Source organism: Maridesulfovibrio salinus (assembly GCF_055394525.1).
Genome location: NZ_AP042461.1, coordinates 3,950,483 through 3,973,680, shown reverse-complemented (window position 1 = coordinate 3,973,680; position 23,198 = coordinate 3,950,483). Strand labels below are relative to the sequence as shown.

General features: G+C 46.5%; 18 protein-coding genes and 1 tRNA gene. 11 read left to right on the top strand and 8 right to left on the bottom strand.

Annotation, left to right across the window (positions count from 1 at the left end; all coding sequences use genetic code 11):
• Positions 1–2: 2 nt before the first annotated feature.
• Both ACZ5PW_RS18310 and polA read left to right on the top strand, forming a co-directional pair.
• A complete protein-coding gene (locus ACZ5PW_RS18310) occupies positions 3–998 on the top strand; it encodes a DHH family phosphoesterase (protein ID WP_464556372.1) in 996 nt (331 codons plus the stop codon).
• A gap of 459 nt (positions 999–1,457) precedes the next feature.
• A complete protein-coding gene (gene polA / locus ACZ5PW_RS18305; protein ID WP_464556371.1) occupies positions 1,458–4,097 on the top strand; it encodes a DNA polymerase I in 2,640 nt (879 codons plus the stop codon).
• A 77-nt stretch (positions 4,098–4,174) separates the two neighbouring features.
• On the opposite strand, the gene ACZ5PW_RS18300 is transcribed toward polA, so the two are convergent.
• The gene (locus tag ACZ5PW_RS18300; RefSeq protein WP_464556370.1) at positions 4,175–6,715 is read right to left on the bottom strand and encodes a PAS domain-containing sensor histidine kinase; all 2,541 of its coding nucleotides are present in this window, start codon (positions 6,713–6,715) and stop codon (positions 4,175–4,177) included.
• Positions 6,716–7,302: 587 nt separating this feature from the next.
• The gene (locus ACZ5PW_RS18295; RefSeq protein WP_464556369.1) at positions 7,303–7,428 is read right to left on the bottom strand and encodes a hypothetical protein; all 126 of its coding nucleotides are present in this window, start codon (positions 7,426–7,428) and stop codon (positions 7,303–7,305) included.
• Between the two features lie 142 nt (positions 7,429–7,570).
• On the opposite strand from ACZ5PW_RS18295, the gene ACZ5PW_RS18290 reads away from it, so the two are divergent.
• A complete protein-coding gene (locus ACZ5PW_RS18290; protein ID WP_464556368.1) occupies positions 7,571–8,455 on the top strand; it encodes a flagellin N-terminal helical domain-containing protein in 885 nt (294 codons plus the stop codon).
• A gap of 639 nt (positions 8,456–9,094) precedes the next feature.
• Positions 9,095–10,237, top strand: a complete 1,143-nt coding sequence (gene icd / locus ACZ5PW_RS18285) for an NADP-dependent isocitrate dehydrogenase (RefSeq protein WP_464556367.1) — start codon at positions 9,095–9,097, stop codon at positions 10,235–10,237.
• 81 nt (positions 10,238–10,318) lie between these two features.
• Here the strand turns inward: icd and ACZ5PW_RS18280 are convergent, their stop codons facing one another.
• The gene (locus ACZ5PW_RS18280; RefSeq protein WP_464556366.1) at positions 10,319–10,651 is read right to left on the bottom strand and encodes a hypothetical protein; all 333 of its coding nucleotides are present in this window, start codon (positions 10,649–10,651) and stop codon (positions 10,319–10,321) included.
• Between the two features lie 292 nt (positions 10,652–10,943).
• On the opposite strand from ACZ5PW_RS18280, the gene ACZ5PW_RS18275 reads away from it, so the two are divergent.
• Positions 10,944–11,999: an efflux RND transporter periplasmic adaptor subunit gene (locus tag ACZ5PW_RS18275; RefSeq protein ID WP_464556364.1), complete on the top strand. Its 1,056-nt coding sequence runs from the start codon at positions 10,944–10,946 to the stop codon at positions 11,997–11,999.
• Positions 12,000–12,021: 22 nt separating this feature from the next.
• Positions 12,022–15,138: an efflux RND transporter permease subunit gene (locus ACZ5PW_RS18270; RefSeq protein ID WP_464556363.1), complete on the top strand. Its 3,117-nt coding sequence runs from the start codon at positions 12,022–12,024 to the stop codon at positions 15,136–15,138.
• Between the two features lie 72 nt (positions 15,139–15,210).
• On the opposite strand, the gene ACZ5PW_RS18265 is transcribed toward ACZ5PW_RS18270, so the two are convergent.
• The gene (locus ACZ5PW_RS18265; protein WP_464556361.1) at positions 15,211–16,371 is read right to left on the bottom strand and encodes a pyridoxal phosphate-dependent aminotransferase; all 1,161 of its coding nucleotides are present in this window, start codon (positions 16,369–16,371) and stop codon (positions 15,211–15,213) included.
• Between the two features lie 268 nt (positions 16,372–16,639).
• On the opposite strand from ACZ5PW_RS18265, the gene ACZ5PW_RS18260 reads away from it, so the two are divergent.
• The 4 genes from ACZ5PW_RS18260 to ACZ5PW_RS18245 all read left to right on the top strand — a co-directional run bounded on the left by ACZ5PW_RS18260 (position 16,640) and on the right by ACZ5PW_RS18245 (position 20,113).
• Positions 16,640–17,218 (top strand): aminodeoxychorismate/anthranilate synthase component II, encoded by a 579-nt coding sequence (locus tag ACZ5PW_RS18260; protein ID WP_464556360.1) that lies wholly within the window; start codon positions 16,640–16,642, stop codon positions 17,216–17,218.
• The gene (locus ACZ5PW_RS18255; RefSeq protein WP_464556358.1) at positions 17,184–18,470 is read left to right on the top strand and encodes an anthranilate synthase component I family protein; all 1,287 of its coding nucleotides are present in this window, start codon (positions 17,184–17,186) and stop codon (positions 18,468–18,470) included. Before ACZ5PW_RS18260 ends, ACZ5PW_RS18255 begins: the two co-directional genes overlap by 35 nt.
• Positions 18,467–19,231: an aminotransferase class IV gene (locus ACZ5PW_RS18250; protein ID WP_464556356.1), complete on the top strand. Its 765-nt coding sequence runs from the start codon at positions 18,467–18,469 to the stop codon at positions 19,229–19,231. Before ACZ5PW_RS18255 ends, ACZ5PW_RS18250 begins: the two co-directional genes overlap by 4 nt.
• A 210-nt stretch (positions 19,232–19,441) precedes the next feature.
• The gene (locus ACZ5PW_RS18245; protein WP_464556355.1) at positions 19,442–20,113 is read left to right on the top strand and encodes a PilZ domain-containing protein; all 672 of its coding nucleotides are present in this window, start codon (positions 19,442–19,444) and stop codon (positions 20,111–20,113) included.
• Between the two features lie 199 nt (positions 20,114–20,312).
• On the opposite strand, the gene trpS is transcribed toward ACZ5PW_RS18245, so the two are convergent.
• The 4 genes from trpS to ACZ5PW_RS18225 all read right to left on the bottom strand — a co-directional run bounded on the left by trpS (position 20,313) and on the right by ACZ5PW_RS18225 (position 22,600).
• Complete coding sequence (gene trpS / locus ACZ5PW_RS18240) at positions 20,313–21,308, bottom strand: tryptophan--tRNA ligase (RefSeq protein ID WP_464556353.1); 996 nt, start codon at positions 21,306–21,308, stop codon at positions 20,313–20,315.
• 25 nt (positions 21,309–21,333) lie between these two features.
• Positions 21,334–21,972 (bottom strand): site-2 protease family protein, encoded by a 639-nt coding sequence (locus ACZ5PW_RS18235; RefSeq protein ID WP_464556352.1) that lies wholly within the window; start codon positions 21,970–21,972, stop codon positions 21,334–21,336.
• 38 nt (positions 21,973–22,010) lie between these two features.
• A tRNA-Trp gene (locus ACZ5PW_RS18230) sits at positions 22,011–22,087 on the bottom strand.
• 153 nt (positions 22,088–22,240) lie between these two features.
• The gene (locus ACZ5PW_RS18225) at positions 22,241–22,600 is read right to left on the bottom strand and encodes a response regulator (protein ID WP_464556351.1); all 360 of its coding nucleotides are present in this window, start codon (positions 22,598–22,600) and stop codon (positions 22,241–22,243) included.
• Positions 22,601–22,998: 398 nt separating this feature from the next.
• Between ACZ5PW_RS18225 and ACZ5PW_RS18220 the strand changes: the two genes are divergently transcribed.
• Entirely contained in the window at positions 22,999–23,196 is a 198-nt protein-coding gene (locus ACZ5PW_RS18220) for a ubiquitin family protein (protein WP_464556349.1), read from the top strand.
• Positions 23,197–23,198 lie beyond the last annotated feature (2 nt).

Sequence of the window (23,198 nt, the reverse complement as noted above, 5' to 3'; positions counted from 1 at the left end):
TTATGGCTTATTTTAAACAGCTTGAAGACCGGCTGCAGGATCTGCTTGCCCTGTGCAACAAAGATGAAAGATGGCTGGTGGTGGTTAATGCCGACCCGGACTCCCTGGCTTCGGCCATGGCCTTTAAACGCATAATCGGACGCAGGGTTTCCGCTGTGGGGATTGCGCATATCAATGAGGTCAAACGGCTGGATAACCTGGCCATGATTCATTATCTGCGAATCCCGGCTCAGAGAATGATTCCGACTCTGGTGGCCCAGTATGACCGGTTTGCGATAATCGATTCACAGCCACATCACCACCCGGATTTTGATGATGTTAAATTTTCTGTTGTAATCGATCATCATCCTCATCCCGAGAAGCCTTACGAACCTGCTGAATTTACGGATATACGCCCTGAATACGGCGCGAACAGCACTATGCTGACCGAGTATCTGTATAATCTTGATATCCGTCCGGCCAAGCTTCTCGCGACAGCTCTTCTTTACGGTATCAAAACAGATACTCAGAGTTTCGAAAGGCCTTTCATTGATGATGACGTCAAGGCCTTCCGTTATCTGACCAAATATTCGGATATGAATCTCATCAAGCGTATTACCCGCAGCGAGATACATCCGGACTGGCTTAGATATTTTTCAAGGGCTTTTTACAATCTGCGCCGGATCGGGCCGGGGCTCTATTCCCATCTGGGTAAAGTTGAAAACCCCGATACCCTGGTTATTCTGGCTGATTTTTTCATGCGTGTGCATGGCGTTTCCTGGGATGTTGTATCCGGTATTTATCAGGAAACCCTTGTGGTCATTTTCCGCGGCGACGGTTTGCGAAAAGACATGGGGAAGATGGCTGCCAAACTTTTCGATGATATTGGCTCTGCCGGAGGGCACAAGGCCGCCGCCCGGGCTGAAATCAAACTTTCGGCTCTTGAAGGAGCTGATCCGGAAGCCTTTGTGGTCAAACAATTGACCAAGGGTAAAAAGAAAACCGTCAAAAGGATTTGATCTCAGACTGCTGATAAAAGCACCATTGGCGTCATCTTACGCCAGTGGTGTGTTTCGAGAATAATTGACTAACGTGTGTCTGACTCTGTTTTATACCGGCATTTTCTTAACAGCCGGGGATTTGTCTTTAGCCCCATTCCTCAGAAGGGTGTATGTTTAGTATGCTCGCCTGTATTTCGATGTAGAAATCAATTATTGACTGTGACTGTTGTTTTAGGTTGTCTCAGTTTTATTATATTTATATTGTTTAGCAAAAATTGACTTGAAGTTTTGTTGAAATAAATTTAATACATTGTCAGCTCAGGTCTTACAAAAGTTTAATGACGGTGTTAGGAAAGGATGATCTCCTCTCTGCGCAGACGGTCCCCATAAAATATGGGCCGCAAAAAGTCCGGGAGTGGGAATGGTTATTCTAAAGCCGCAGCAGGCTTCCAAAAGAAATGATTAGCGAGAGTAAAAATGTCACTTAAAGATAAATTGAATTTGCAGGGCGACCCTCTTTACCTGATTGACGGTTCGGCTTTTTTCTATCGTGGTTTCCATGCTTACCCTGATCTGAAGCGTTCGGACGGTTTTCCCACCAACGCGCTGTATATTGTCCTTCGAGTCCTGTTAAAGGTAATCAAGGAAGAAAAACCCAAATATATTGTGTTCATGCTTGATGGAAAAGGTAAGAATTTTCGCCATGAACTTTACGATCAGTACAAAGCGCAGCGGCCTCCGATGCCAGATGATTTAAGAGTTCAGATTGAGCCGCTCAAGGAAGCCATGGCCGTTCTCGGCGTGCCGCTGGTTGTTTCTGAGGGTGAAGAGGCGGATGATTGCATTGCTTCGCTCGCCAGACGTTACAAATCTGAACGTCCGGTTGTCATTCTGGGAGCTGATAAGGACCTCAGACAGTGCCTTGATGAAAATGTTTTCATGTGGGACCCGGCTGGAAGGAAAGAAAAAATTACATCCCTTGCTGACTTCAAAGAAGATACCGGACTGGAACCTGCTCAATGGGCGGATTTTCAGGCCCTAGTAGGTGACTCTGCTGATAATATCCCCGGAGTGCCCGGAGTGGGAAAAGTCACAGCTACAAAGCTGATGGCCCAGTATCCTACTCTTGAAGATATTCGTGATAATTTTGAACAGCTGCAACCTTCTTTGAAAAAGAAGATGAAGGATGAGCTGGAGAATATATTTATTTACCGTGAACTGACCAGACTTAAGGTCGACAGCTGCTCTGACCTGCACTTGAATAGCTTAAAAGTGAAGCCTGCAGATCCTGGTCAGGTTTCATCCTTTCTGGAAACCTACGAATTCAGATCTTTGGTCCGTGATGTCCGTAATGCCTTTCCCGCTGCTGCATCTAATAAAGCTCCTGCTCCCAAATCAAAAAAAAATGATTCAGGACAGCTTTCACTTTTCGGAGATGGGGCCCCTTCAAAGCCTGCCCCTGAAAGCAGGCTGGAGGTCAAAAAGGTCACCCTTGATGAACTCCCTGATTTCAGTGACGGAGAGGTGGGGATTGTTCGTGAAGGATCGACCTATTTTATCGGGTTTTCCGGTGAAGAATGGATGTGCCGTACTGAAGCAGCTCCATTGGTCGAAAAACTCCAGTCCGCCAGAATTATAGCGGTTGCAGACGTTAAGTCTTTCCTGCGTGCTGATCGCGGCTGGATGGAAATTCCGCTTGCACGCTGGTTTGACTTGAGTCTGGCTTCTTATCTTCTGAATCCCGAAGATAGAAATTACAGCTGGGACCGTCTTCGTTCGATGCTGTTCGCCGGTGAAGAGTTGCCGGACGCAGTGGACGAAGTTCACCCGGATGCTCAGGGAATGGCTGCCCTTGCTTTGATGCATGTGCTTCAGCCCCGTGTTCAGTCAGCAGGGCTTGACGAATTGATCACCAATCTTGAGACACCGTTAATTCCGGTTCTTGCCGAAATGGAAGAAGCCGGTATCACAATTAATCTGGATTCTTTTTCTGATTTTCTCAAAGAGGTCAGTGAGCGTGTTGAAGAGCTTACTAAAATTATTCATGAGCGTGCCGGGGAGCCCTTCAATATTCGTTCGAGCCAGCAGATGAGTAATATTCTGTTTGAAAAACTGGGATTGAAGCCCGGCGGAAAAACTCCCAAAGGAGCACTTTCCACTGCCAACTCGGTTCTTGAAAAGCTGCAGGACCAACATGAGATAATAAATGATATTCTGGAGTACCGTAAAATGGAGAAACTCCGCTCCACTTATCTGGAGCCTCTTCCCAAGCTGGTTAAGGAAGACGGAAGAATACATACTCATTTCAACCAGCTGGCAACTGCAACGGGAAGGCTTTCCAGTTCAGGGCCCAACCTGCAGAATATTCCCATACGCGGCGATCAGGGCAAGCGCATGAGAGCCTGTTTTACTGCCGGAGAGGGAATGCGTCTTGCCGCAGCTGACTATTCTCAGGTCGAACTGCGTGTTCTGGCCCACTTTTCCGGTGATCCGACACTGGTGTCCGCGTTTGAGCATGATGAGGACATTCATTCGCGGACAGCCGCGCTTCTTTTTGATAAAGAACCTGATGAGATCAGCCGTGATGAGCGTGGAAATGCAAAGACTATCAACTTCGGCCTTATTTACGGAATGGGGCCGCAGAAGTTGTCACGCGAACTTGGTATAAAAGTTAATGATGCCAAGGAATTTATCGCAAGGTATTTCGAAAAACTTGGCGTGCTGAAAGAGTTTTATGATTCTGTGGTAGAGACTGGCCGGGAGAAAGGATATGTAACGACTCTCTCCGGACGCAGACGTCTACTTCCGGAATTGCACTCAACTAACCAGCAGGTAATTTCACAGGCGCGCAGACAGGCTATCAATACTGTTATTCAGGGAAGCGCCGCCGATATAATCAAGATGGCGATGATCAAGGTTGCTGAAAATCCTGAAATCAAACATCTGGGTGGCCGTCTTATCCTGCAGATTCATGACGAACTTCTTGTGGAAGGTCCTGAAGAGAATATTGAGGAAATCGGTCGTCTTCTTCAGGAAGATATGCAGAAAGTCACCAGCCTTGCCGTGCCATTGAAAGTTGATCTGGGGCTAGGCAGGACCTGGGCTCAGGCTCATTAAGTATTAAAAAGTTGAGTTTGGTGCCAAGGTCTAAATCATCAGGCTGAAAGCTCCGGCAGTTTACTGTCGGAGCTTTTTTAGTCGGTCATTGCCGGAAGCAGTATGATGAAAGTAGTTCCCTTGCCCGGCTTTGAACGGACAAGAAACTTACCCATATGGTTCTGGGTGATGATGAAATAGGACACAGAAAGACCTAGACCTGTCCCTGAGCCCGGTGCTTTGGTGGTGTAAAAGGGCTCGAAAACTCTTTTGCGTATGTTCTCGTCCATGCCGGGACCGTTGTCCGAGATAATGCACCGCACCATGTTGCCGAAATTGTGGATCTTTATTGTCAGCTGTGGAGCCTCTTTCATTTCCTGCCATCCAGACATGGCCTGCGCGGAGTTGCGCAGCAGGTTGAGAAATACTTGTTCAATTTCGGTTTCAGTACACTTAACCTTGCTGAGATTCCTGTCGTATTCTTTAGCTATGCTGATTCTTTTGAAGTCATATTTCTTTTTGAGGTCATAATCCTGTGCGGCCAGAACTGCAGCTTTATCCATCATCAGCCTCAGGTCACCTGGAGCTTTGCGGGAATCACTCTTGCGGCTGAACTCAAGCATGCCGGAAACTATATCAGCGGCTCTGACACCTGAATCAGTAATACCATCGAGGGTTTTGAAAATTTTGCGGTCTTCCATATATTCTACAATGGAATCGACAGTACACCCCACTTTTTCAGCTGCCTTATGGTTGGCTGGAAGATCAGGTGAAAGCCTGCGCACGATATTCTGGATACCCTGCAGGATGCCGCCTAGGGGGTTGTTGATTTCATGAGCCATCCCGGCTGCAAGTCCACCGATAGACATCATTTTTTCCGTCTGAATCATTACTTCGTCCATACGGACCCTTTCGGTGGCATCGTCAATACGTATAACAGCACCTTTCATTCCATCATTCAAAGGATAGATGATAATATCCTGATATGTTCCGGTGTAGGTAAGATCCTGTGTCCGTATGTCCTTCTCTGGAATTCCTGTCCGCATTGCCTTCATAATCCGCGGCATATATCTGGATATAGCCGGGAAAGCTTTTCCCGCCTCTGTACCTTCAATCGTTTCAGGATCTACTGCAGCAAGTTGCAGAGCTGCACTGTTGAAGTGGCTGATTCTGCTTTCATCATTGAGACCAATGATTATTGAGGGCATGGAATCGAGAATATTACGGATGTAGTTTCTGGTCTGTTCCAGCTTTTCTTCCGCTTTTTTCTGCTCGGTAACATCTATTCCAACGCTCAGAATTTCTACAAGATCGCCATTATCATCATAGATAGGAGTATTGGTCCAGAAAATCCAGGCTTTGGATCCGTCCTTGCGTGTGTTTTGATTTGTACTGGCTGGTAGGGTCTCAGGGTAGTCGAGTAGAGTTACCATAAGATTTTCCAGAAATGAATTACCATCGTCTGTCTTGGGCACGATAGTCCCGACAATGCTGTTACCTAGTATTTCATCTCTACTGTAGCCGAAGAAGCTCTGAGCGTAGCCGTTGAAGAATGTACAGCGTCCTTTTGTGTCCATTCTTATAATGATGCTCCGGGCCAATTGAACCAGATCTCTGTATTGTTGGCGAGATCTGGCCAGTTCTTTTGAGTGGACGGCTATTTTATCAAGAAGTGCAAGAATATTACGGGCGAAAAAAGAGGTGGCAACAATATAGTCTCTATTTTCCTCGAAAGACATTGCCTCGACTTCATCATTCCAGTTAACTTTACGAATAATTTCAGCCGTATATTCTATGGCGGATAAGTTGCTCATGTCTTTGCCCGGCTTAGCTGAAACCCGGGCCATAAGCTTACCTATTCTGATGAAATCCTCCTCGTTTTTGGCGAGGTCCCAGGTCAGGAAGGCTGAACGTTTTATGAGCAGCGCAAGACAGGTCAGACTTAAAGTGAGCAGCAGGGAACCGATATAAAATTCAGTGGAAATATTTTTGGCAAGTATGATGGTGAACCCACCAAATTTGTCTGTGTGTGATCTGGCGGTAGCGAAAATATTGAAATTGGAAAAAGTTATTCCGCTGATTTTATCCTTGCGCAAGGCATGGGTATCTTTTGTGTGATAGATGCAGTCACCGGAAAAATTACTGATGAACAATTCCGGGCTATTGGGGGCCACCGGTAGCAGTTCTTCATATGGCACTTCGGCTATTGAAAAGCTGTGGTCATTTCTTTTTACCAGAAAGATTTTATTCAACTCATATTTAGGAACGTCGGGTGTTTTGATTATCCTTACTTGTCCCGGGGTAAGATCCTGAATCAGAGGAAAAATAGCATAATTCCGGATTGACTGCTCTTCGGTTGGAAATGGGCGGCTGTTGATAATTTCACCGTTCGGGGCAACCTTTAGTATTGATTCGAGGCCATAGTCGAATGAAGAACGTGAGTTGATCAGTTTCTCCAGAAAGGAGACCCTGTCTGTGAAATAGCTTTGCCAGGTCTCGACTTTGTCATCAACCTCATTGAAAACCGACCAGAAGAACAGAGCCGTGGAAAGCAGTGAGCTGGCAACAAAAATACATAGGAAAACAAACAGGTAATTCCTGATGCGGTTGTTGAGTTTATGGATGCTTCTGATTTTCATAGTGGGGTAAATTTATGGTGGTAAGTCATTTAGAGCGAATGCATTTAACGCATGTCAGGTAATATAATTGTTATATTCTGATGTAAACACTTGTTTAGTAAATAATGTTTGTCTTTCATCTGCCTAGATTAATTGACTTGATAGGCTGGTATACAGCCTGTCGGTAGAGTTGCTGCATTGAAAAATACCTGCCGAGGTATACAGGAATCTTTTTCCCGCCTCTGATAGGGCAGATCTTTCCTCCTGTCTGAATTTTCCTTGTCTTTAAAGATTACATTAGGTTGTATTTAGAAATAAAAAGGCTTTCTAAACAGTATCTTAACCTTCCTTATGAATACAAAAAAGACGTTTCCCGCCAAATAGGCACAACCGTTGCAAAATACTCTGGCAGAGAAAATCTATAAGCAGACAACAAAGGGAGACGTTCGGAAAAAAGTCTATTTCATGAGCACATCAAGGCATTTGGTCAAGGGAGATGATTCTCGGAGGTTGGTAATGTGCGGAGAATGCTTCGCATAGAGAATATTTCCCAAAAGGGACATGTGAGAATCGCTGCCACTTAAAAAGGCCGTGCCTGTACAGAGTCGCTAGACCCGCAAAAGGGTCATGCGCATAACCATTAAGGAGCGTACACCTGCGCGGGTCATGCAGGTAATGCCCTGGGACTGCTCAAGAAATCCGGCGATTATCCGGGCTGATTGGCCGCAGGCCATAAGTCTAACTGTTCCGGAGGGTATTTTATGGAGTAGGTGGCGAGAACCGAAAATTAAAGTGAGTCCAGTTTAAAAATTAAAAAGCTCGGAGCGGATGGAACCGCTCAAGCATACTTTTGGAATAATTCAAGGAGGAATTATTATGTCGCTCGTAATCAATCACAACTTGATGGCAATGAATGCAAGCCGCAACCTGCAGGAATCATATGGCAACCTGGGTGTATCTACCCGCCGTCTGTCTTCAGGTCTTCGTGTGGGAACCGCAGCTGATGATGCTGCAGGTCTGGCAATTCGCGAACTTATGCGTGCTGATATTAAGTCCCTTAATCAGGGTATTCGTAACGCAAACGATGCCATCTCCATGATCCAGACTGCTGATGGAGCACTAGGGGTCATTGATGAAAAGCTGATCCGTATGAAGGAATTGGCAACTCAGGCTGCTACCGGTACTTACAACTCTGACCAGCGCCTTATTATCGACTCTGAATATCAGGCCATGGCTTCAGAAATTACCCGTATCGCCAACGCAACAGACTTCAACGGGATTCACCTGCTTAACGGTAACATGTCCGGTGAGAACAGTGCACACAGCGGTGCAGGACTTACCTCAACCGGTCCGGTAAAGATTCACTTCGGTACCGGTAACGACTCCGCGGAAGACTACTACTACATCTCCATCAGCACCTCTACCGCTTCCGCTCTCGGTGTCGGACTTGCCGCAGGAAACTCAGTTTCCACGCAGGCTCTTGCTCAGCAGTCTCTGGATAAGCTGCAGAATGCAATTATATCCAAGGACAAGATTCGTGCTAATCTCGGTGCTCTCCAGAACAGACTGGAAAACACTATTACCAACCTCTCAATACAGGCCGAAAACGTACAGGCTTCGGAATCCCGAATTTCCGATGTTGACGTAGCGACTGAAATGACCGAGTTCACCAGGAACCAGATCCTCACTCAGTCCGCAGTGGCCATGCTTTCCCAGGCAAACGGTATGCCCAGGATGGCAATGCAGCTCATCGGTGGCTAACACAGGTGAGTGGATTAAGCTCAGAAAGGGAGGTCCGAGATTCTCGGGCCTCCCTTTTCATTTTGAGTAATAGTGAATGCTGTACAGAAATATAGGAGTATTGCTGGCGATTGTTTCCCATTTTTTGTTTTTAGCGAAATAAGTACGAAAAAAACGCTTGTGAAAATAGTAACTTTACTTTTTTGCAAGAAAGCCATATATATGCAGTCTGAATCCGGTAATGCGGATACATAAATGCCGCTTTTGTCTTATTCTCAAAGAAAATATCGTTACACGTGTTCAAGACTTTAAAAAGCGGTTTTGCTGCGGATTACGCAGTCTTGCAACTTTCTTGAAGCTGCCTTGATTCTCTTGCCGGGTTTTCCCGTAATAAACATGTATTCAAGCGGAGTTCATTGTGTTGCGCACATGTCCGGTGTGATCCTTCAGATGATTCACACCTGATCAGGTCAGGCATGGCTCTCGGCTGAACCCTGCGCGGAACGAAATTGCCGCCAATCCCCACTTGCGGGCAGGGAAATTTCCGGTTTCCACTTCAGCTTAAGGAATGATTTTTAATTACCGTCCAGCCCTGCTTAATGCTTATCCACCGCACAGCCACAAGAAACCGGAGCTGTGCCCATCAACAAGGAGATCACTTTGTCTGTTAAAACTGTATATTTTATTGAAGGTGATGGTATCGGCCCGGAAGTCTGGGGCGCTGCTCGTCCTGTTCTCGACGCTGCGATTGAAAAAGCCTACGGTGAAAAGAAGATCGAATGGAAAGAACTTCTTGCCGGGGAGAAAGCCTACGCGGCAACTGGCGAGTATCTTCCCAAGGAGACTCTCGATACCCTCGCTAAAGCCGAACTTGCCATCAAAGGTCCCCTGCAGACTCCTGTGGGAAAAGGTATCCGCTCTCTTAACGTTACCCTGAGACAGGTTTTTGACCTCTATGCCTGCATCCGTCCCATCCGCTACTTCGAGGGCATTGAATCTCCGGTTAAAAGACCTGATCTGGTTGACATTGTTGTTTTTCGTGAGAACACCGAGGACGTCTATGCCGGCATCGAATGGAGCTCCGAATCAGCCGAAGCAAAGAAAGTCATCGAGTTTCTGGTCGATGAAATGGGCGCCAAGATAGACTCTACCGCAGGTGTGGGAATCAAGCCCATTACTCCCGCAGGTTCCAAACGCCTGGTCAGAAGTGCTCTTAACTACGCTGTTGATCAGGGCCGTAAGTCAGTTACTCTTGTCCATAAGGGTAATATCATGAAGTTCACCGAAGGCGGATTCCGTCAGTGGGGATATGAACTGGCGGAACAGGAATATGCCGGTAAGGTAGTCAAGGAAGGTGAGGAAGCCGAAGGCAAGGTTGTAATCAATGACCGCATTGCTGATGCGATGTTTCAGGAATTGCTCATGCGCCCTGAACAGTACAGTGTTGTTGCCACCACCAACCTGAACGGGGATTACCTTTCTGATGCACTGGCCGCACAGGTCGGCGGTCTGGGCCTTGCTCCCGGTGTAAACATGGGTGATAAACTTGCTATCTATGAAGCAACCCACGGAACTGCACCGACTATCGCAGGAAAGGATCTTGCCAACCCCGGCAGCATCCTGCTTTCCGGAGCTATGCTCCTGGAAAATAATGGCATGGGTGAAGCAGCGGAACTTATCAAAAATGCTGTTGAAAAAGCTCTTGCCGCTAAAAAGGTAACCGTTGACCTCGCAGGTCAGATCAGCGGTGCACAGCAGGTCGGTTGTAAAGAGTTCGGTGAGATTATTCTCGCCAACCTGTAATAGAGCTTAGTAATATTGAATCAGCCCTAAAGCTGAACTTAGAATCCCTCCCTTTGCATAGGCATTGGGAGGGATTTTTTTTCAATATACTTTGATCTTAATACCATTTTCACCGGGTTTTAGTTCTATATAGCAGTCCGGGCTCTGGATTTCCGTTTTGGAAATACCCAGCTTTTCAAGATCGTAAACATCCGGAGTCATATGCATGATAAGTTTCATCGGGCGGACTCCTTTAAGTACTTTAGCCTTTTCGCCTGGGGCCAATCGAAACTGTCCGAGATTTACTTTCCTGTCGGAGGTAAATAGCGATCCGGCTACCGGATAGCCGCATTTGTTGCGGATAGTCAGGGCGTTGGCAATTTCGGGAAGGCCAATCAGGATTATTAAAGCCAGGATATAGATTGATTGTCTCATAGTATAAAGCAACCTCTCTTGGTTGCAGAATTTTAATTACAGAGGGTAATACACATAAATTCTTCACAGGAAATAATATATCACCGCTGCAGAGAGTTTTTGAATTATAATTATGAAATGCCTAACGTCTTGAAAAAGCGTGAACTGTTAATTAAGCCATAAATGTTCATACTTTTATCTGATGTTGCGGGTGTTTACTCATGTTAGCAGTACACAGTTAACACTGTTGACTAAATGTTGAAGTCAAGTAAAGTGTGCCCCCTGATGATATAATTCACACCGGAGAAGATATATGCGTAAAATGATTGTTTTTCTTGTGTTTTTGTTGTGCGCCTTTCCAGCTGCCGCTGCAGAAAAGAAGGCTCCGCAGATGCCGCCTGCCCATGTTGTGGCGGCCAAATCTTATGCAGGACAGGTTGCACCGCAGTCGGCCTATATCGGAACTGTATATTTTTCCGAGGTCTCGGATGTTGCTTCCGAGGTCAGCGGTAAGATTGTCAGGGTTGAGGTGGAAGAGGGTGATATTGTTAGAAAGGGCGATGTCCTTATCAGGCTCAGTTCAGATCTCTTGAATACAGAGATAAGAGCTGCAAGATCAGCCTATGCCGAAGCAAAGGCCAACTATGACCTTGCAAAACGTGACAATCAGCGCATTACCCAGCTTTTCAAGAGTGGGTCTGTTCATGAAGGTGAATATGACTCAAAAAGATTCAAGGCCCTGGCAATGGAAAGTGAGCTTGCCTCCAGTCAGGCAAAACTGCGCCGCCTTCAGATTCAGCTCAATAAGAAGGTGATCAGAGCTCCTTTCAACGGTGTGGTCATCAAAAGGGATGTCTATCTTGGTGAATGGCTTTCCATAGGTTCAGAGGTCGCAAAACTCGGGATGAACACCAGTTACGATGTCGTGGTGAACGTTCCGCAGGAAGTAGCACAGGTTGTCAAGCCGGGCCTTGAAGTGGGAATCAATGTCGGTGTTAAAGATTATAAAGGCCGGGTGTTTGCAATTATTCCCCGTGGAGATGTCGCCAGTAGAACCTTTCCGGTAAAAATCAGGGTCGAGAGTGAAAACGGTCTTGCTCAGGGAATGGAAGCCAGAGTCTCTCTACCTTCCGCACTGGCCAGCGAGACTGTGGTTGTTCCTCGCGATGCGGTTATTACCCTGCGTGGAACCACTATGGTTATTGCGGTGGTTGACGGCAAAGCTCAGCCTATTCCCGTAAATGTTGTCGGCTATAAAGGCATGAATGCAGGGGTCAGAGGTAAAGGGCTCAAGGCGGATATGGATATAGTAATCAAAGGTAACGAAAGACTCAGGCCCGGACAGCCCGTGGTCATCGACAACAAGTAGATATTTTCTGCGGAGCTGAATTATGGATTTTGTAAAATTTTCAATTGAAAAACCGGTCTCTATTCTGGTGGGAGTTATCCTGCTGGTTCTTTTCGGGGGAATGGCTCTTACCGGGCTTCCCTACCAGCTTTCTCCTTCGGTTACAGAACCGGAAATTACTGTCGAAACCAGTTGGACCGGAGCTACTCCTTATGAAATCGAGCGCGATATTATCGAGGAGCAGGAGAAGGTTCTGAAAGGTGTTACCGGTCTGGTGGAAATGGAATCTGAGTGCTTTGACAGTTTCGGTCGTATTTCTCTGCGCTTCAAGATCGGTACGGACATTGATGATGCCTTGCTCAGGGTTTCAAACAAACTTAATGAAGTTAAGAAATATCCATCCGATTCTGACCGCCCGATAATTTCGGCGACAGGTGCTGCAACCTCTCCGGTAATCTGGATGATATTCAAGACCCTGCCGGGCAACGATAACCGGATCGGTGAGTACGCAACGTTTTTCGAAAATGATGTCCGCCAGTATCTGGAACGTGTGGACGGCGTGGCTGATCTTTTTATCGGTGGTGGTACTGAAAAAGAGATGCATGTCATTATCGCGCCGGAAAAACTTGCTGCATACAATCTTACAATCGCGAAAGTAATTGACGTCCTTAAAAGTGAAAATGCCAACGTTGCTGCCGGTAACTTAGGCGTTGGTCGCCGTGATTACCGCATCAGGACCACCTCCGAGTTTAAAACTCCTCAGGATATCGAGAATGTTGTAATCACTTCCTCCGGACAACAGAGGGTTACCATCGGCGATGTGGGCAAGGTTGTGGCCGGTTTTGAAAAAAATACCGTAGCGATGCTGCACAACGGCATTCCCGGTATTGCGGTGGGTGTTAAACCCGAGCCCGGCGCAAACGTTCTTGATGTTACCGAGAATGTGAAGGTCGTGGTCGATGAACTCAACAAAGGGGTCCTTGCCGAGCAGGGCACTCATCTTGATTGGGTTTATGACCAGGCTCCATATATCAACGGTGCTATCGATCTGGTAAAGCAGAACATCATTATCGGTGGTGTGCTGGCGATCCTGGTCCTGCTTATTTTCCTGCAGTCCTTTTCCGCTACGGTTATTGTCGCAATTGCGATTCCAATATCTGTTGTAGGTTCATTTATTGTCTTCGGAGGACTGGGCCGGACACTGAACATTGTAAGTATGTCCGGTATTTCCTTTGCCGTAGGTATGCTGGTGGATAACGCCATTGTTGTCCTTGAAAATATCGACCGCCATCGCGGTATGGGGAAATCTCCTTATAAATCTGCTTACGATGGTGCAAGCGAGGTCTGGGGAGCGGTTATGGCTTCGACCTTGACCACAGTTGCTGTCTTTCTCCCTGTTGTTTTTATCGAGGAGGAGGCCGGTCAGCTGTTCAAGGATATCGCCATCGCGGTTACCTGCGCTATCTCACTTTCCCTGTTTGTTTCTGTTTCGGTTATTCCCATGCTGGCCAAGCAGTTCTACTCCTTCTCCAAAAGGGAAAAGAAGGTCAGAAAGAATATTCTTACCGGGCTGGGAGCAAAGGCCTCAGACTGGATAATGGGACTGCTCAGTCTTGCTATCCGCAACTGGGCCACTCGAATCGCCACGGTTTTTATTCTCGTTGCTGCCTCTGGTCTTCTGGTTTTTTCCTTTTTTCCCAAAATGGAATACCTGCCGCAGGGTAACCGTAACCTGATCCTGTCCATCCTTATTCCCCCGCCGGGTCTATCCTTTGAGGAGCGTGACTCCATAGGTGAGTATATCGCTGCTCAGGCCGAGCCGCATTTCAAAGAGGAAAAAGACGGATTTCCCCAGATTCAGCAGCTTTTCTATGTCTCTGCACCGGACATCAACCTCTTCGGAGCCATGGCCGCAGATGATGAAAGACCGGCTGAACTCATTCCCCTTTTCAATAGAATTATGAACTCTATCCCGGGCATGTTCGGGGTCAGTATTCAGGCTTCCATTTTCGAGTCCGGGCTTGGTAAAGGTCGAATGGTGGCTGTAGATTTCAGCGGCTCAGATCTTAACAAGCTGATAGCCGCTGCCGGGACGATGTTCGGCATGGCAAGGCAGGCCATTCCCGGAGGACAGGTCCGCCCCATTCCTTCACTGGAAATGCTTTACCCTGAAGTCAGGATTGTGCCCGACCGTGACCGGCTGCGTTCAGCAGGCATGTCCAGTCAGGAACTTGGTGAAGCGCTTGATGTCTTGATGGATGGCCGAAAGATCGGTGATTTCAAGGAAGATGGTAAGAAAAAGATCGACCTCAAATTGAAAGCTTCCGATAAGCGTGTATCCACGCCTGAGGACCTCTACGAGTCACTTGTAGCGACACCTCAGGGGTGGGCGGTTCCGGTATCATCCCTGTCCCATCTTGAGCGGACTTATGGTATCACGCAGATTAGGCATCTTGAGCGTCAGAGAACAGTAACCCTGCAGATTACGCCCCCTAAAACCATGCCTCTTGAGCAGGCCATGGATGTTGTCGAAAATCAGCTTATTCCCAAGGTAAAGGAAATGGGGCTGATGGATGGCGTGAATGTGCGCATGTCCGGTGCTGCCGACAAACTCACCCAGACCCGTGAGGCCATGCAGTGGAACTTTCTGCTGGCGGTAGTTATCACTTATCTGCTCATGGCGGCTCTGTTCGGAAACTTCATCTATCCGGTGATCATTCTGCTCACAGTTCCGCTGGCAGGTGCGGGCGGTTTTCTCGGTCTTAAACTTGAGAACCTGTTCATTGCTCCTCAGCCGCTTGATGTGCTGACTATGTTGGGCTTTGTTATCCTGATCGGTGTTGTTGTTAACAACGCTATTCTCATTGTGCACCAGTCTCTTAACAATGTGCGTAATGAGGGAATGGATCATCAAGAGGCTGTGCTTGAAGCAACACGCTCCCGTCTGCGGCCGATATACATGTCTGCGACAACTTCCATTTTCGGTATGCTGCCGCTGGCAATAGCTCCGGGCCCCGGTTCCGAACTCTATCGAGGACTTGGTGCGGTTGTTCTTGGCGGGCTGGCATTGTCCACGGTTTTCACCGTGTTCATGATCCCGGCCCTGCTGATGTTCTTCATTAAGATGGAGAAGGTAGGCGGTAATACTGCCGAGCAGTAAGGTTCAATAATATAGAATAAAAAGCCCTGCGGACACCGTCTGCAGGGCTTTTTTGGGTAAATTTTAACCTGATCAACTGTTTTCTTTTACGTATTTTTCCAGCCTGTTCATTCCTTCGGCCAGATTTTCCATCGAGTTGGCATAGGACAACCGAATGTAACCTTCAGCTCCGGGGCCGAAGTCGATACCGGGAGTCACACCGATTCCTGCTTTTTCAAGTATATCAAAGGCAAGTTTGAGGGAACTGCCTTCAAACTTTGCGGCAAGGTGCTTCATGTTAACCAGCACATAGAATGCTCCGGTGGGTTCCACTTTGATATCAAATCCGATCTCACGCAGTCTTTTGATCATGAACTTGCGGCGATCATCATAAATACCTTTGATGCGGTTGACATCGTCCCATGATTCCGTGAGCGCCGCCACACCTGCCCATTGGGCCATTGAGTTGGCAGAGATGAAGAAGTTCTGGCAGAGCTTCTGCATGGGACGGATGTATTTTTCCGGTGCGATTACGTAACCCAACCGCCAGCCGGTCATGGCGAACAGTTTTGAGAAACCGTTCAGCACAAATGCGTGATCAGTGTATTCAAGTATGGTGTGTTCTTTTTCCCCGTAAACCAGACCATGGTAAATTTCATCGGAGATGATCCATGGTCCCATCCCAGCTATCTTTTCCATGCGTTCGGGGGACAACAGTGTTCCTGTGGGGTTTGACGGAGAGTTGATGAGTATTGCCTTTGTCCTGTCATCAATTGCTTTTTCGATTTCTTCAGGGCGGTATTGGAATCCGTCTTCCTCAAATGTGCGTACCATGTTTGCTTCAGCACCCGAAAATGAGATGAAGTTGCTGTAGCAGGCATAGCAGGGATCTGAAACAATGATGTTGTCGCCCTGATCAAGAATAAAGGTGAAAAGCAGAAGCATTGCCGGAGATGTGCCCTGAGTTACGATCACCCGCTCGGGATTAATGTCCACATAGTAAGTCTCTTTATAATAATTGCTTACAGCTTCACGAAGTTCCGGAATACCCAGACTATGGGTATAGTGGGTTTCTCCCCTGTCCATGGCTTCGCAGCAGGCTTTTTTCACGCATTCAGGAGTATCAAAGTCAGGCTCGCCTATTTCCATATGAATGATGCTGCGGCCTTCCCGCTCCATCTCCTGGGCTTTTTCAAGTACGTCCATTACCAGAAACGGGGTGATTTCACATGCCCTTTTAGAAATACATTCCATGCTGTTCTCCCAGGTTTGGATTTTGATGCGCTGTGCGCTTTGAAGAATGGATAAGAAGCCCCGGTCCCTTATTACAGGTGTTTCAGGCGGGCCGGAGGAGGGTAACTCAATTCGTAGTCACTGTCTGCGGGATTATCCTTATTAGCCAGTATCTCTGGGTATATACATATTGTCGGACTTATTCGCAACAATCCCTGTGATGGCACTTATTTCGTACTTGCCCGACTTTAAATGCTGAAGTAATTACTCCGCAGTACTAAACGGAGTTATGTTTAAAAAAGTAAAAAGTATGAAAATCCTGCTGATAGATAACAATGACAGTTTCACCAATAATCTTGAACACCTGCTGGCGCGTGAGATTTCAGGTTCGGAGATTCATGTTGTCCCGTACTCGGAGGCTGTGTCAGGTGCTGGACCATTTGACTATTGCGGGTATGAATTGCTGATAATTTCTCCCGGCCCGGGCTGTCCTGCTGATTATCCCGGATATGAGAAGGTCTTCGAATCCGGGCTGCCTGTTCTTGGAGTATGTCTAGGTATGCAGATAATGAATGAGTATTTCGGTGGAAGAACTGACCGTCTGCGCGGCTGCTTTCATGGCCGGACAGAGGTGATCGATTTCATGGACAGGGAAGTCGCCGTGGCACGTTATCATTCTCTTTACTGTTCTGAAACCGGACCGGAAATGAAGACTGTCTGTACAAACCGAAAAGGTATTCCAATGGCTCTCAGCCATAGCCAGCTTCCGATTATGGGCTACCAGTTTCACCCCGAATCTTTTTTGACCGAAAACCCCGGAGTTTTTATCCGCCATGCCATCGATTTTTTCAATTTGCGTAAGCTTTAATAAGTTTCGGGAAATAGCGTTTCACTTTGCGTCGGCAGGTAAGGCTGACGTTCTGCTTGGGGCTCCTGATTATCCGAAATCCTGCAAGAGTTATCTGTGCATCAATCCGGAAGAGGAGCTTATTCTGGAGGCGGGTACTGGACGGGATGAATTAGCAGATCTTATCAGAAAGTTCTCATTTGCGGACAATAGACCTGCTGTCGGTTATCTGAGTTACGAATGCGGAGATGTTTTACGCGGGGTTATCAGTCCCAAGGATATAGATTTTCCATACGTTCATCTGAAGAAATACGCAGCTGTTCTGGTCCATGATTCTGCTACCGGTACACTGGAATTCATTCACGGAAAAGATAAGTTTCAGCATGAAATAGAGCGCGTGGCTGGTGAATGTGTAGCCGTGCCCGATATGGAAGAATTACCAAGTTTTGAACAGTCGCGGATAGCAATGTCACTTGGAGAGCGTGATTATATCGATGGCGTTGCCCGGACTTTGGACTTCATACGTAGCGGACTTACCTACCAGCTGAATCTGACCACTAAATTTACCCTCCCTGCTGATAATATTGATCCCGTGCTGTGGTTTTTTGCATTGAACAAAGAATACCCTGCCCCCTATTATGCCCTGTTCTCCAGCGTTGAAAAAATGATTATTTCCACGTCGCCGGAGTTGTTTCTGCGGGTGGAGAATGGAAAGGTCAGTTCGGAGCCGATAAAGGGAACTTTGCGTTTTGATAAATACTCAGAAGAATTGAAACGTAAACTTACCACATCAATTAAGGAAGATTCTGAGCTGTCCATGATAGTCGACCTCGTTAGAAATGATATTTCAGCTGATTGCCGTTACGGTTCTGTTGTGGTTGAAGATCATAAATCAGTTTTTGCGGTGGATAATCTGCTCCAGATGTACAGCCGGGTCCGGGGTGAACTTGCAGCAGGCAGTGATTGTATCGACCTTTTGCTTAATTCTTTTCCCGGAGGATCAATCACCGGATGCCCCAAGAAAAGTTCCATGGAACTTATCGATCAGTTGGAGCCTCACACAAGAGGTCCATACTGTGGCAGTATGGTTATTCTGCAGAGTTCAAGGGATTTGGTCTCATCAATCGCAATTCGAACCGCTGTCCATGATGCAGGAGCCGGAGAGATCTGCTATTGGGCGGGAAGTGGTATTGTAATCGATTCAGTGCCGGAGTCAGAATATCAGGAGACAGTAGCAAAGGCGGGTAAGATTATTAATCCGGAGTTGGTATGATATACTATAGAAAAGGAAAACTGAGCAGAGAAGAAGTGGGGCTAGATCTTTCTCAGCCAGCTTTCAGAACCGGATATGGATTTTTTGAGACTCTGTGTTGGAACGGAAGGACTGTCTGCCATCTGGACCTTCATCTTAAACGGGCCAGAAAAAGTCTTTCTGGGTTCGGGATAATTGAAGAGGAGGTTGACTATCAGGAGGCTATCAGTGAAGTAATCACTGCCAATAAGCTTTCAGACAGGTTCGGGCGGGTGAATATCTTCTTCCCAGTTGAGCAGGGCAGAACTTTTCCTGTAATCTGCGCGGTTCCTTTCGATCATATTACTATGCGTGAATGGCGCTTATATCAGTCCAAGGACGTTTTCCTGACCAGTCTGATGCAGCATAAAAGTATGAACCGCATGGCTTATCTAAACGCATGGCATGAAGCTACAGATAAGGGCTTTGATGATGCTTTGCTAACTGATTTTGAAGGGAATATTCTTGAGTCTTCATTCGCATCACTTCTCTTCCGTAAAGGGAGTGCCTTTTTCGAACCCCAAACAGACTATAAATTGCCCGGAACAGCTCAGGAGATTGCTTCAAATCATATATCTATCGAACCTGCGGTTATAAATATTGCCGATGTAGGAGAATTTGAGCATGTCTATGCCCTCAATTCTCTGGGTGGAATGATTCCTGTTACGGCCATTGGAAATGTTGAATTTGAGGCTGATCACGAATTGTCTGTAGATATGAGTGAAAAGATTCTGGAATTTTAGGTATTCATTTATTTGATTCAGTTCAGATTATATATCGCCACGACTTATATTCCCTGAGCTGGAAATTCTCTATATAGAAAATCGTGTTATAAATTTGTCGTATTGTTATTTTGTTTATCGTAATGCGTTGACATTACCAGCAGAGGCTGTCTATTAGCATTTTCTCAAAAGAATTATTTGCTAAATTATTAATAAACGGTGTCTGCTGTTATGCAAAAAGGATTAACAACACATTCAGTTATCTCCTGTGGCGATTCTGATAATCTCAAATTGAGAATAGGCGAGAGAGCAAATCTTGAGCTTGTCACTGGAGAGAGGCTTTGGGGTGAGATTGTCGGTGCGAAGCCGGGGTATTTCTTGAGTGTCTGGGTCCCTCAGATTAAGGAAAGGGATTACAAATCTTTTCTGACTGACTATCCGGATGTGACTGTCCGGGCAAAGTGTGACAGTTGTTTTTTATGTGGATTCAAATGTGCAGTAACCAGAGTTCAGCTTTATCCATATCCACTTATGTTTTTGTCCTATCCCAAGAATTTTGAAAAAATTAATCTCCGTAAAAGCAGAAGGGTCCCCTGTTTTCAGATTGTATCGCTCATCAACGGCGATAAGAAATTCAATGGTGTGTTTCGGGATATTTCCGAGGGCGGCGGAAGAATCGAATTCACCTTCCATAAAGATATAGATGCAAGCTGTTTCGCCGAGAATGAAAAAATAAAATACTGCTTTGACTATGAACATTCGGATAGCGCTATAAGCGGAGTTGGAACGATTAAGAACATGATTATATCCGGAAATAAACTGTCTCTGGGGCTGAAATTTGATAGTTTTGACGGTAACTGCAGGTCTGAATTAGGCAAGGTCATTCGAGCTTTTGATATCTGATTAAAATTATTTCTAAGTTAAAATTAAATCCCCCGCTGCATTGCAACGGGGGATTTAATTTTACTACTTGTAAACAATCTGCTTTTAACGCGAGATGTGCTGTCGGCATTACTTAAGGCAAATGGATGCTGGATAAGTTCTGCCAGTTTACCATATCCTTTTCAACTGACTCGCGAAGATTGGCAGATCTAAATAATTCTTAGAATTTGAATCCGATCTTTTCCCGGATTTCTTCCATGTTCTGCTGTGCCTGAGCGCGGGCTTTGGCAGTTCCCTCGTTGAGAATATCCCACACTATTTGAGGATTTTCATCAAGTTTGCGGCGGCGTTCCTGCATAGGCTCAAGGAATTTGCCCATGTTTTCAGCGAGAAGCTTTTTGCAGTCAACACACCCCCATGAAGCATCCTTGCAACCCGCTTCGATTTCAGCGCATTTAGCGCTGTCTGTAAGCAGTTTGTGGTAGGGGTAAAGGTTGCAGACTTCCGGATCGCCCGGGTCGGCCTTTCTCATTCTGTTCTTGTCGGTAAGCATGGACATTACTTTGGGGCGGACTTCTTCTATCGGCTCGCCAAGGTAGATGCCGTTGTTGTAGCTTTTGGACATCTTGCGTCCATCAAGACCGGGCAGCTTTGCATCTTCAGTGAGCATTGCCTTGGGTTCGGGGAAATATTCACCGTTAAGATGGTTGAAGCGGCGGGCGATTTCACGCGCAAGTTCAAGGTGAGGGAGCTGATCCTGACCTACGGGAACCTGTGAAGGCTTATACATGAGAATATCGGAGGCCATCAGTACCGGGTAGCCGAGGAATCCGTAAGTGTTGAGCTCTTTCTGGATAAGCTCCTGACGCACTTCCTTGTATGTGGGGTTGCGTTCCAGCCATCCCAGAGGAGTCAGCATGGAAAGGATAAGATGCAGCTCGGCATGTTCTTTGACTTGAGACTGATGGAAAATGACGCACTTTTCGGGGTCAAGGCCGGCTGCAACCCAGTCCTTCACCAGTTCGGGGACAAAGCCCTGGATTTTTCTGGGATCCGAATATTCACTGGTCAGAGCATGCCAGTCAGCTACGAAGAAATAGCATTCATGGTCTTCCTGAATCCTGACCCAGTTTACCAGAACACCGAAATAATGACCGAGGTGCAGGCGTCCGGTAGGCCTCATTCCTGAAACTATGCGTTTGTTTGTCTTAGTCATATTGAAATTTGCGTTTAGATGATTTTTAAAAAAGCAGCATGTTGTAAAAATAGCCTATAGCCGGAGATATTATTCTGCCGAGCAAGCCTAGCATTGCCAGAAGTATGACGATAATGAATCCGTACCTGAAAGACATGAACCTGTAGGCAGTCTCCCGGGGCATGAATCCGGCAATGATTTTACTGCCGTCCAGAGGAGGGATAGGCAGAAGATTGAAAAAACACAAGGCCAGATTGATGATAACCCCGGCTTTGGAGATAATCGCTGTAGGCTCAAGCACCCTTAGAGTGAGTTCCGAGTAGCCGCTGATGTCCAGCCCGAGGATTGTATTTAAGATAAGTGCGAACATGATGGCAAGTGCCATGTTCGCGGCGGGGCCGGCAAGGGCCACCAGCATCATGTCGCGCTGCTGGTTCTTGAAGTACATGGGATTGACCGGAACAGGCTTTGCCCATCCGATCATACGGGTCAGCACGAGTGCTAGTGTGCCCATGGGGTCAAGATGCTTAAGGGGATTGAGAGTAAGCCTGCCTGCCTGTTTGGCGGTCGGGTCGCCGAGAAGATAGGCGACATAGCCGTGAGCGGCCTCGTGACAGGTGATTGCTAGGAGAAAAGGAACAGCGAGAATGCTGATTTCTTTGATGATATTTGCGATGTCAAACATTAGGGGTTTTGCGTATGCGCAATTTAGAAGTGAATAAATGGCAGGCCAGGAGGGATTCGAACCCCCAGCATTCGGTTTTGGAGACCGACGTTCTAGCCGTTGGAACTACTGGCCTGCATTTATTGGCTTATGGGTCCTGTGCGCCAAAGCCAAGTGGGTGCTACCATGGGTGTTTGTGCTTGGCAAGAAAAAAGGAGCCTGTTTTTAACAAACTCCTAAAAAAAGTTTAAAAATAATGTGTTAAACTACTATTGTGGAAATCTGAATATTATCCCAAAGCCTCCTTGACCTTATCCTTGAGCACGCTCAGGTCAACGGATTTTACCACATAGTGATCTGCGGCAATGGATTTCATGTCATGCTTGAAGCTGTCGTAGGCAGTACTCAGGATAACAGGCAGTTCCTGATCCTCCTGACGAATCTCCTGTAACAGGTCCAGCCCGGAACGGTCTATGCCGAGTTTTATGTCGAGTATGACAAGGTCCGGATTTTCTCTTTTGATGACGGAAAGGATTTCTTCTGTTCCGTCCGAGGTGGCAACCTGATAGCCTCCGGCTTCAAGTTCCTCCCTGTAGAGCATCCGTATATGTTTTTCATCATCTACGACTAAAATAGTCTTCTGAGCCATATGCAACTCCTTGGAAGGCGTGGTTCTCTTGTTTTATATTAGTTCAACAATCAACTTCCGGTCAACATATATGGGACTTTTTTTGGTTACATTTGGTGTTTTACTGTTTCCCGGCAACAAAGCAGTTAAACCGAATAGTTGGATTAATTGATTATTCAGGTTATGAAAGATTGCTTTGTCCATAAGAATAATACCTGATTTCAGGTTCAACCCTAGCATAGATAAATCAAAAAAACTCTTATTTCTAGAAAAAAAGTTTCAACTTTCAGTAAACATAATCTGGAAATTGAAAAATATCCCATCTACACGGTCTGAAAAGCTTGAAGAAAATGGGCTTACAAGCTACACCCACACTTCTCAAGGTATCATATAATATAAAACGCACAAGGAGTCTGCCGATGATCAAAGTCAGACTTGAGCCTGAGGACAAGGTTGTTGAGTTTACTTCGCTCAACACCGTTCTTCAGCTTCTCAACAAACTTGGACTTCATCAGACTGATGCCCTTGTTATCCGTGATGGTCAGCTGCTGACTCAGGATATGCGCATCAGGAAAGATGATGAAATAACAATAAGAAAAGTAATTTCAGTCGGGTAAAA

Bases quoted from the DNA above. Each gene is read 5' to 3' on its own strand.
- ACZ5PW_RS18270 (WP_464556363.1), top strand. From the start codon at position 12,022: ATGGATTTTGTAAAATTTTCAATTGAAAAACCGGTCTCTATTCTGGTG.
- ACZ5PW_RS18235 (WP_464556352.1), bottom strand. From the start codon at position 21,972: ATGTTTGACATCGCAAATATCATCAAAGAAATCAGCATTCTCGCTGTT.
- ACZ5PW_RS18275 (WP_464556364.1), top strand. From the start codon at position 10,944: ATGCGTAAAATGATTGTTTTTCTTGTGTTTTTGTTGTGCGCCTTTCCA.
- ACZ5PW_RS18310 (WP_464556372.1), top strand. From the start codon at position 3: ATGGCTTATTTTAAACAGCTTGAAGACCGGCTGCAGGATCTGCTTGCC.
- polA (WP_464556371.1), top strand. From the start codon at position 1,458: ATGTCACTTAAAGATAAATTGAATTTGCAGGGCGACCCTCTTTACCTG.
- ACZ5PW_RS18280 (WP_464556366.1), bottom strand. From the start codon at position 10,651: ATGAGACAATCAATCTATATCCTGGCTTTAATAATCCTGATTGGCCTT.
- ACZ5PW_RS18225 (WP_464556351.1), bottom strand. From the start codon at position 22,600: ATGGCTCAGAAGACTATTTTAGTCGTAGATGATGAAAAACATATACGG.
- ACZ5PW_RS18220 (WP_464556349.1), top strand. From the start codon at position 22,999: ATGATCAAAGTCAGACTTGAGCCTGAGGACAAGGTTGTTGAGTTTACT.
- ACZ5PW_RS18255 (WP_464556358.1), top strand. From the start codon at position 17,184: ATGCCATCGATTTTTTCAATTTGCGTAAGCTTTAATAAGTTTCGGGAA.
- ACZ5PW_RS18250 (WP_464556356.1), top strand. From the start codon at position 18,467: ATGATATACTATAGAAAAGGAAAACTGAGCAGAGAAGAAGTGGGGCTA.
- ACZ5PW_RS18290 (WP_464556368.1), top strand. From the start codon at position 7,571: ATGTCGCTCGTAATCAATCACAACTTGATGGCAATGAATGCAAGCCGC.
- ACZ5PW_RS18265 (WP_464556361.1), bottom strand. From the start codon at position 16,371: ATGGAATGTATTTCTAAAAGGGCATGTGAAATCACCCCGTTTCTGGTA.
- trpS (WP_464556353.1), bottom strand. From the start codon at position 21,308: ATGACTAAGACAAACAAACGCATAGTTTCAGGAATGAGGCCTACCGGA.
- ACZ5PW_RS18295 (WP_464556369.1), bottom strand. From the start codon at position 7,428: ATGGCCTGCGGCCAATCAGCCCGGATAATCGCCGGATTTCTTGAGCAG.
- ACZ5PW_RS18300 (WP_464556370.1), bottom strand. From the start codon at position 6,715: ATGAAAATCAGAAGCATCCATAAACTCAACAACCGCATCAGGAATTAC.
- ACZ5PW_RS18260 (WP_464556360.1), top strand. From the start codon at position 16,640: ATGTTTAAAAAAGTAAAAAGTATGAAAATCCTGCTGATAGATAACAAT.
- ACZ5PW_RS18245 (WP_464556355.1), top strand. From the start codon at position 19,442: ATGCAAAAAGGATTAACAACACATTCAGTTATCTCCTGTGGCGATTCT.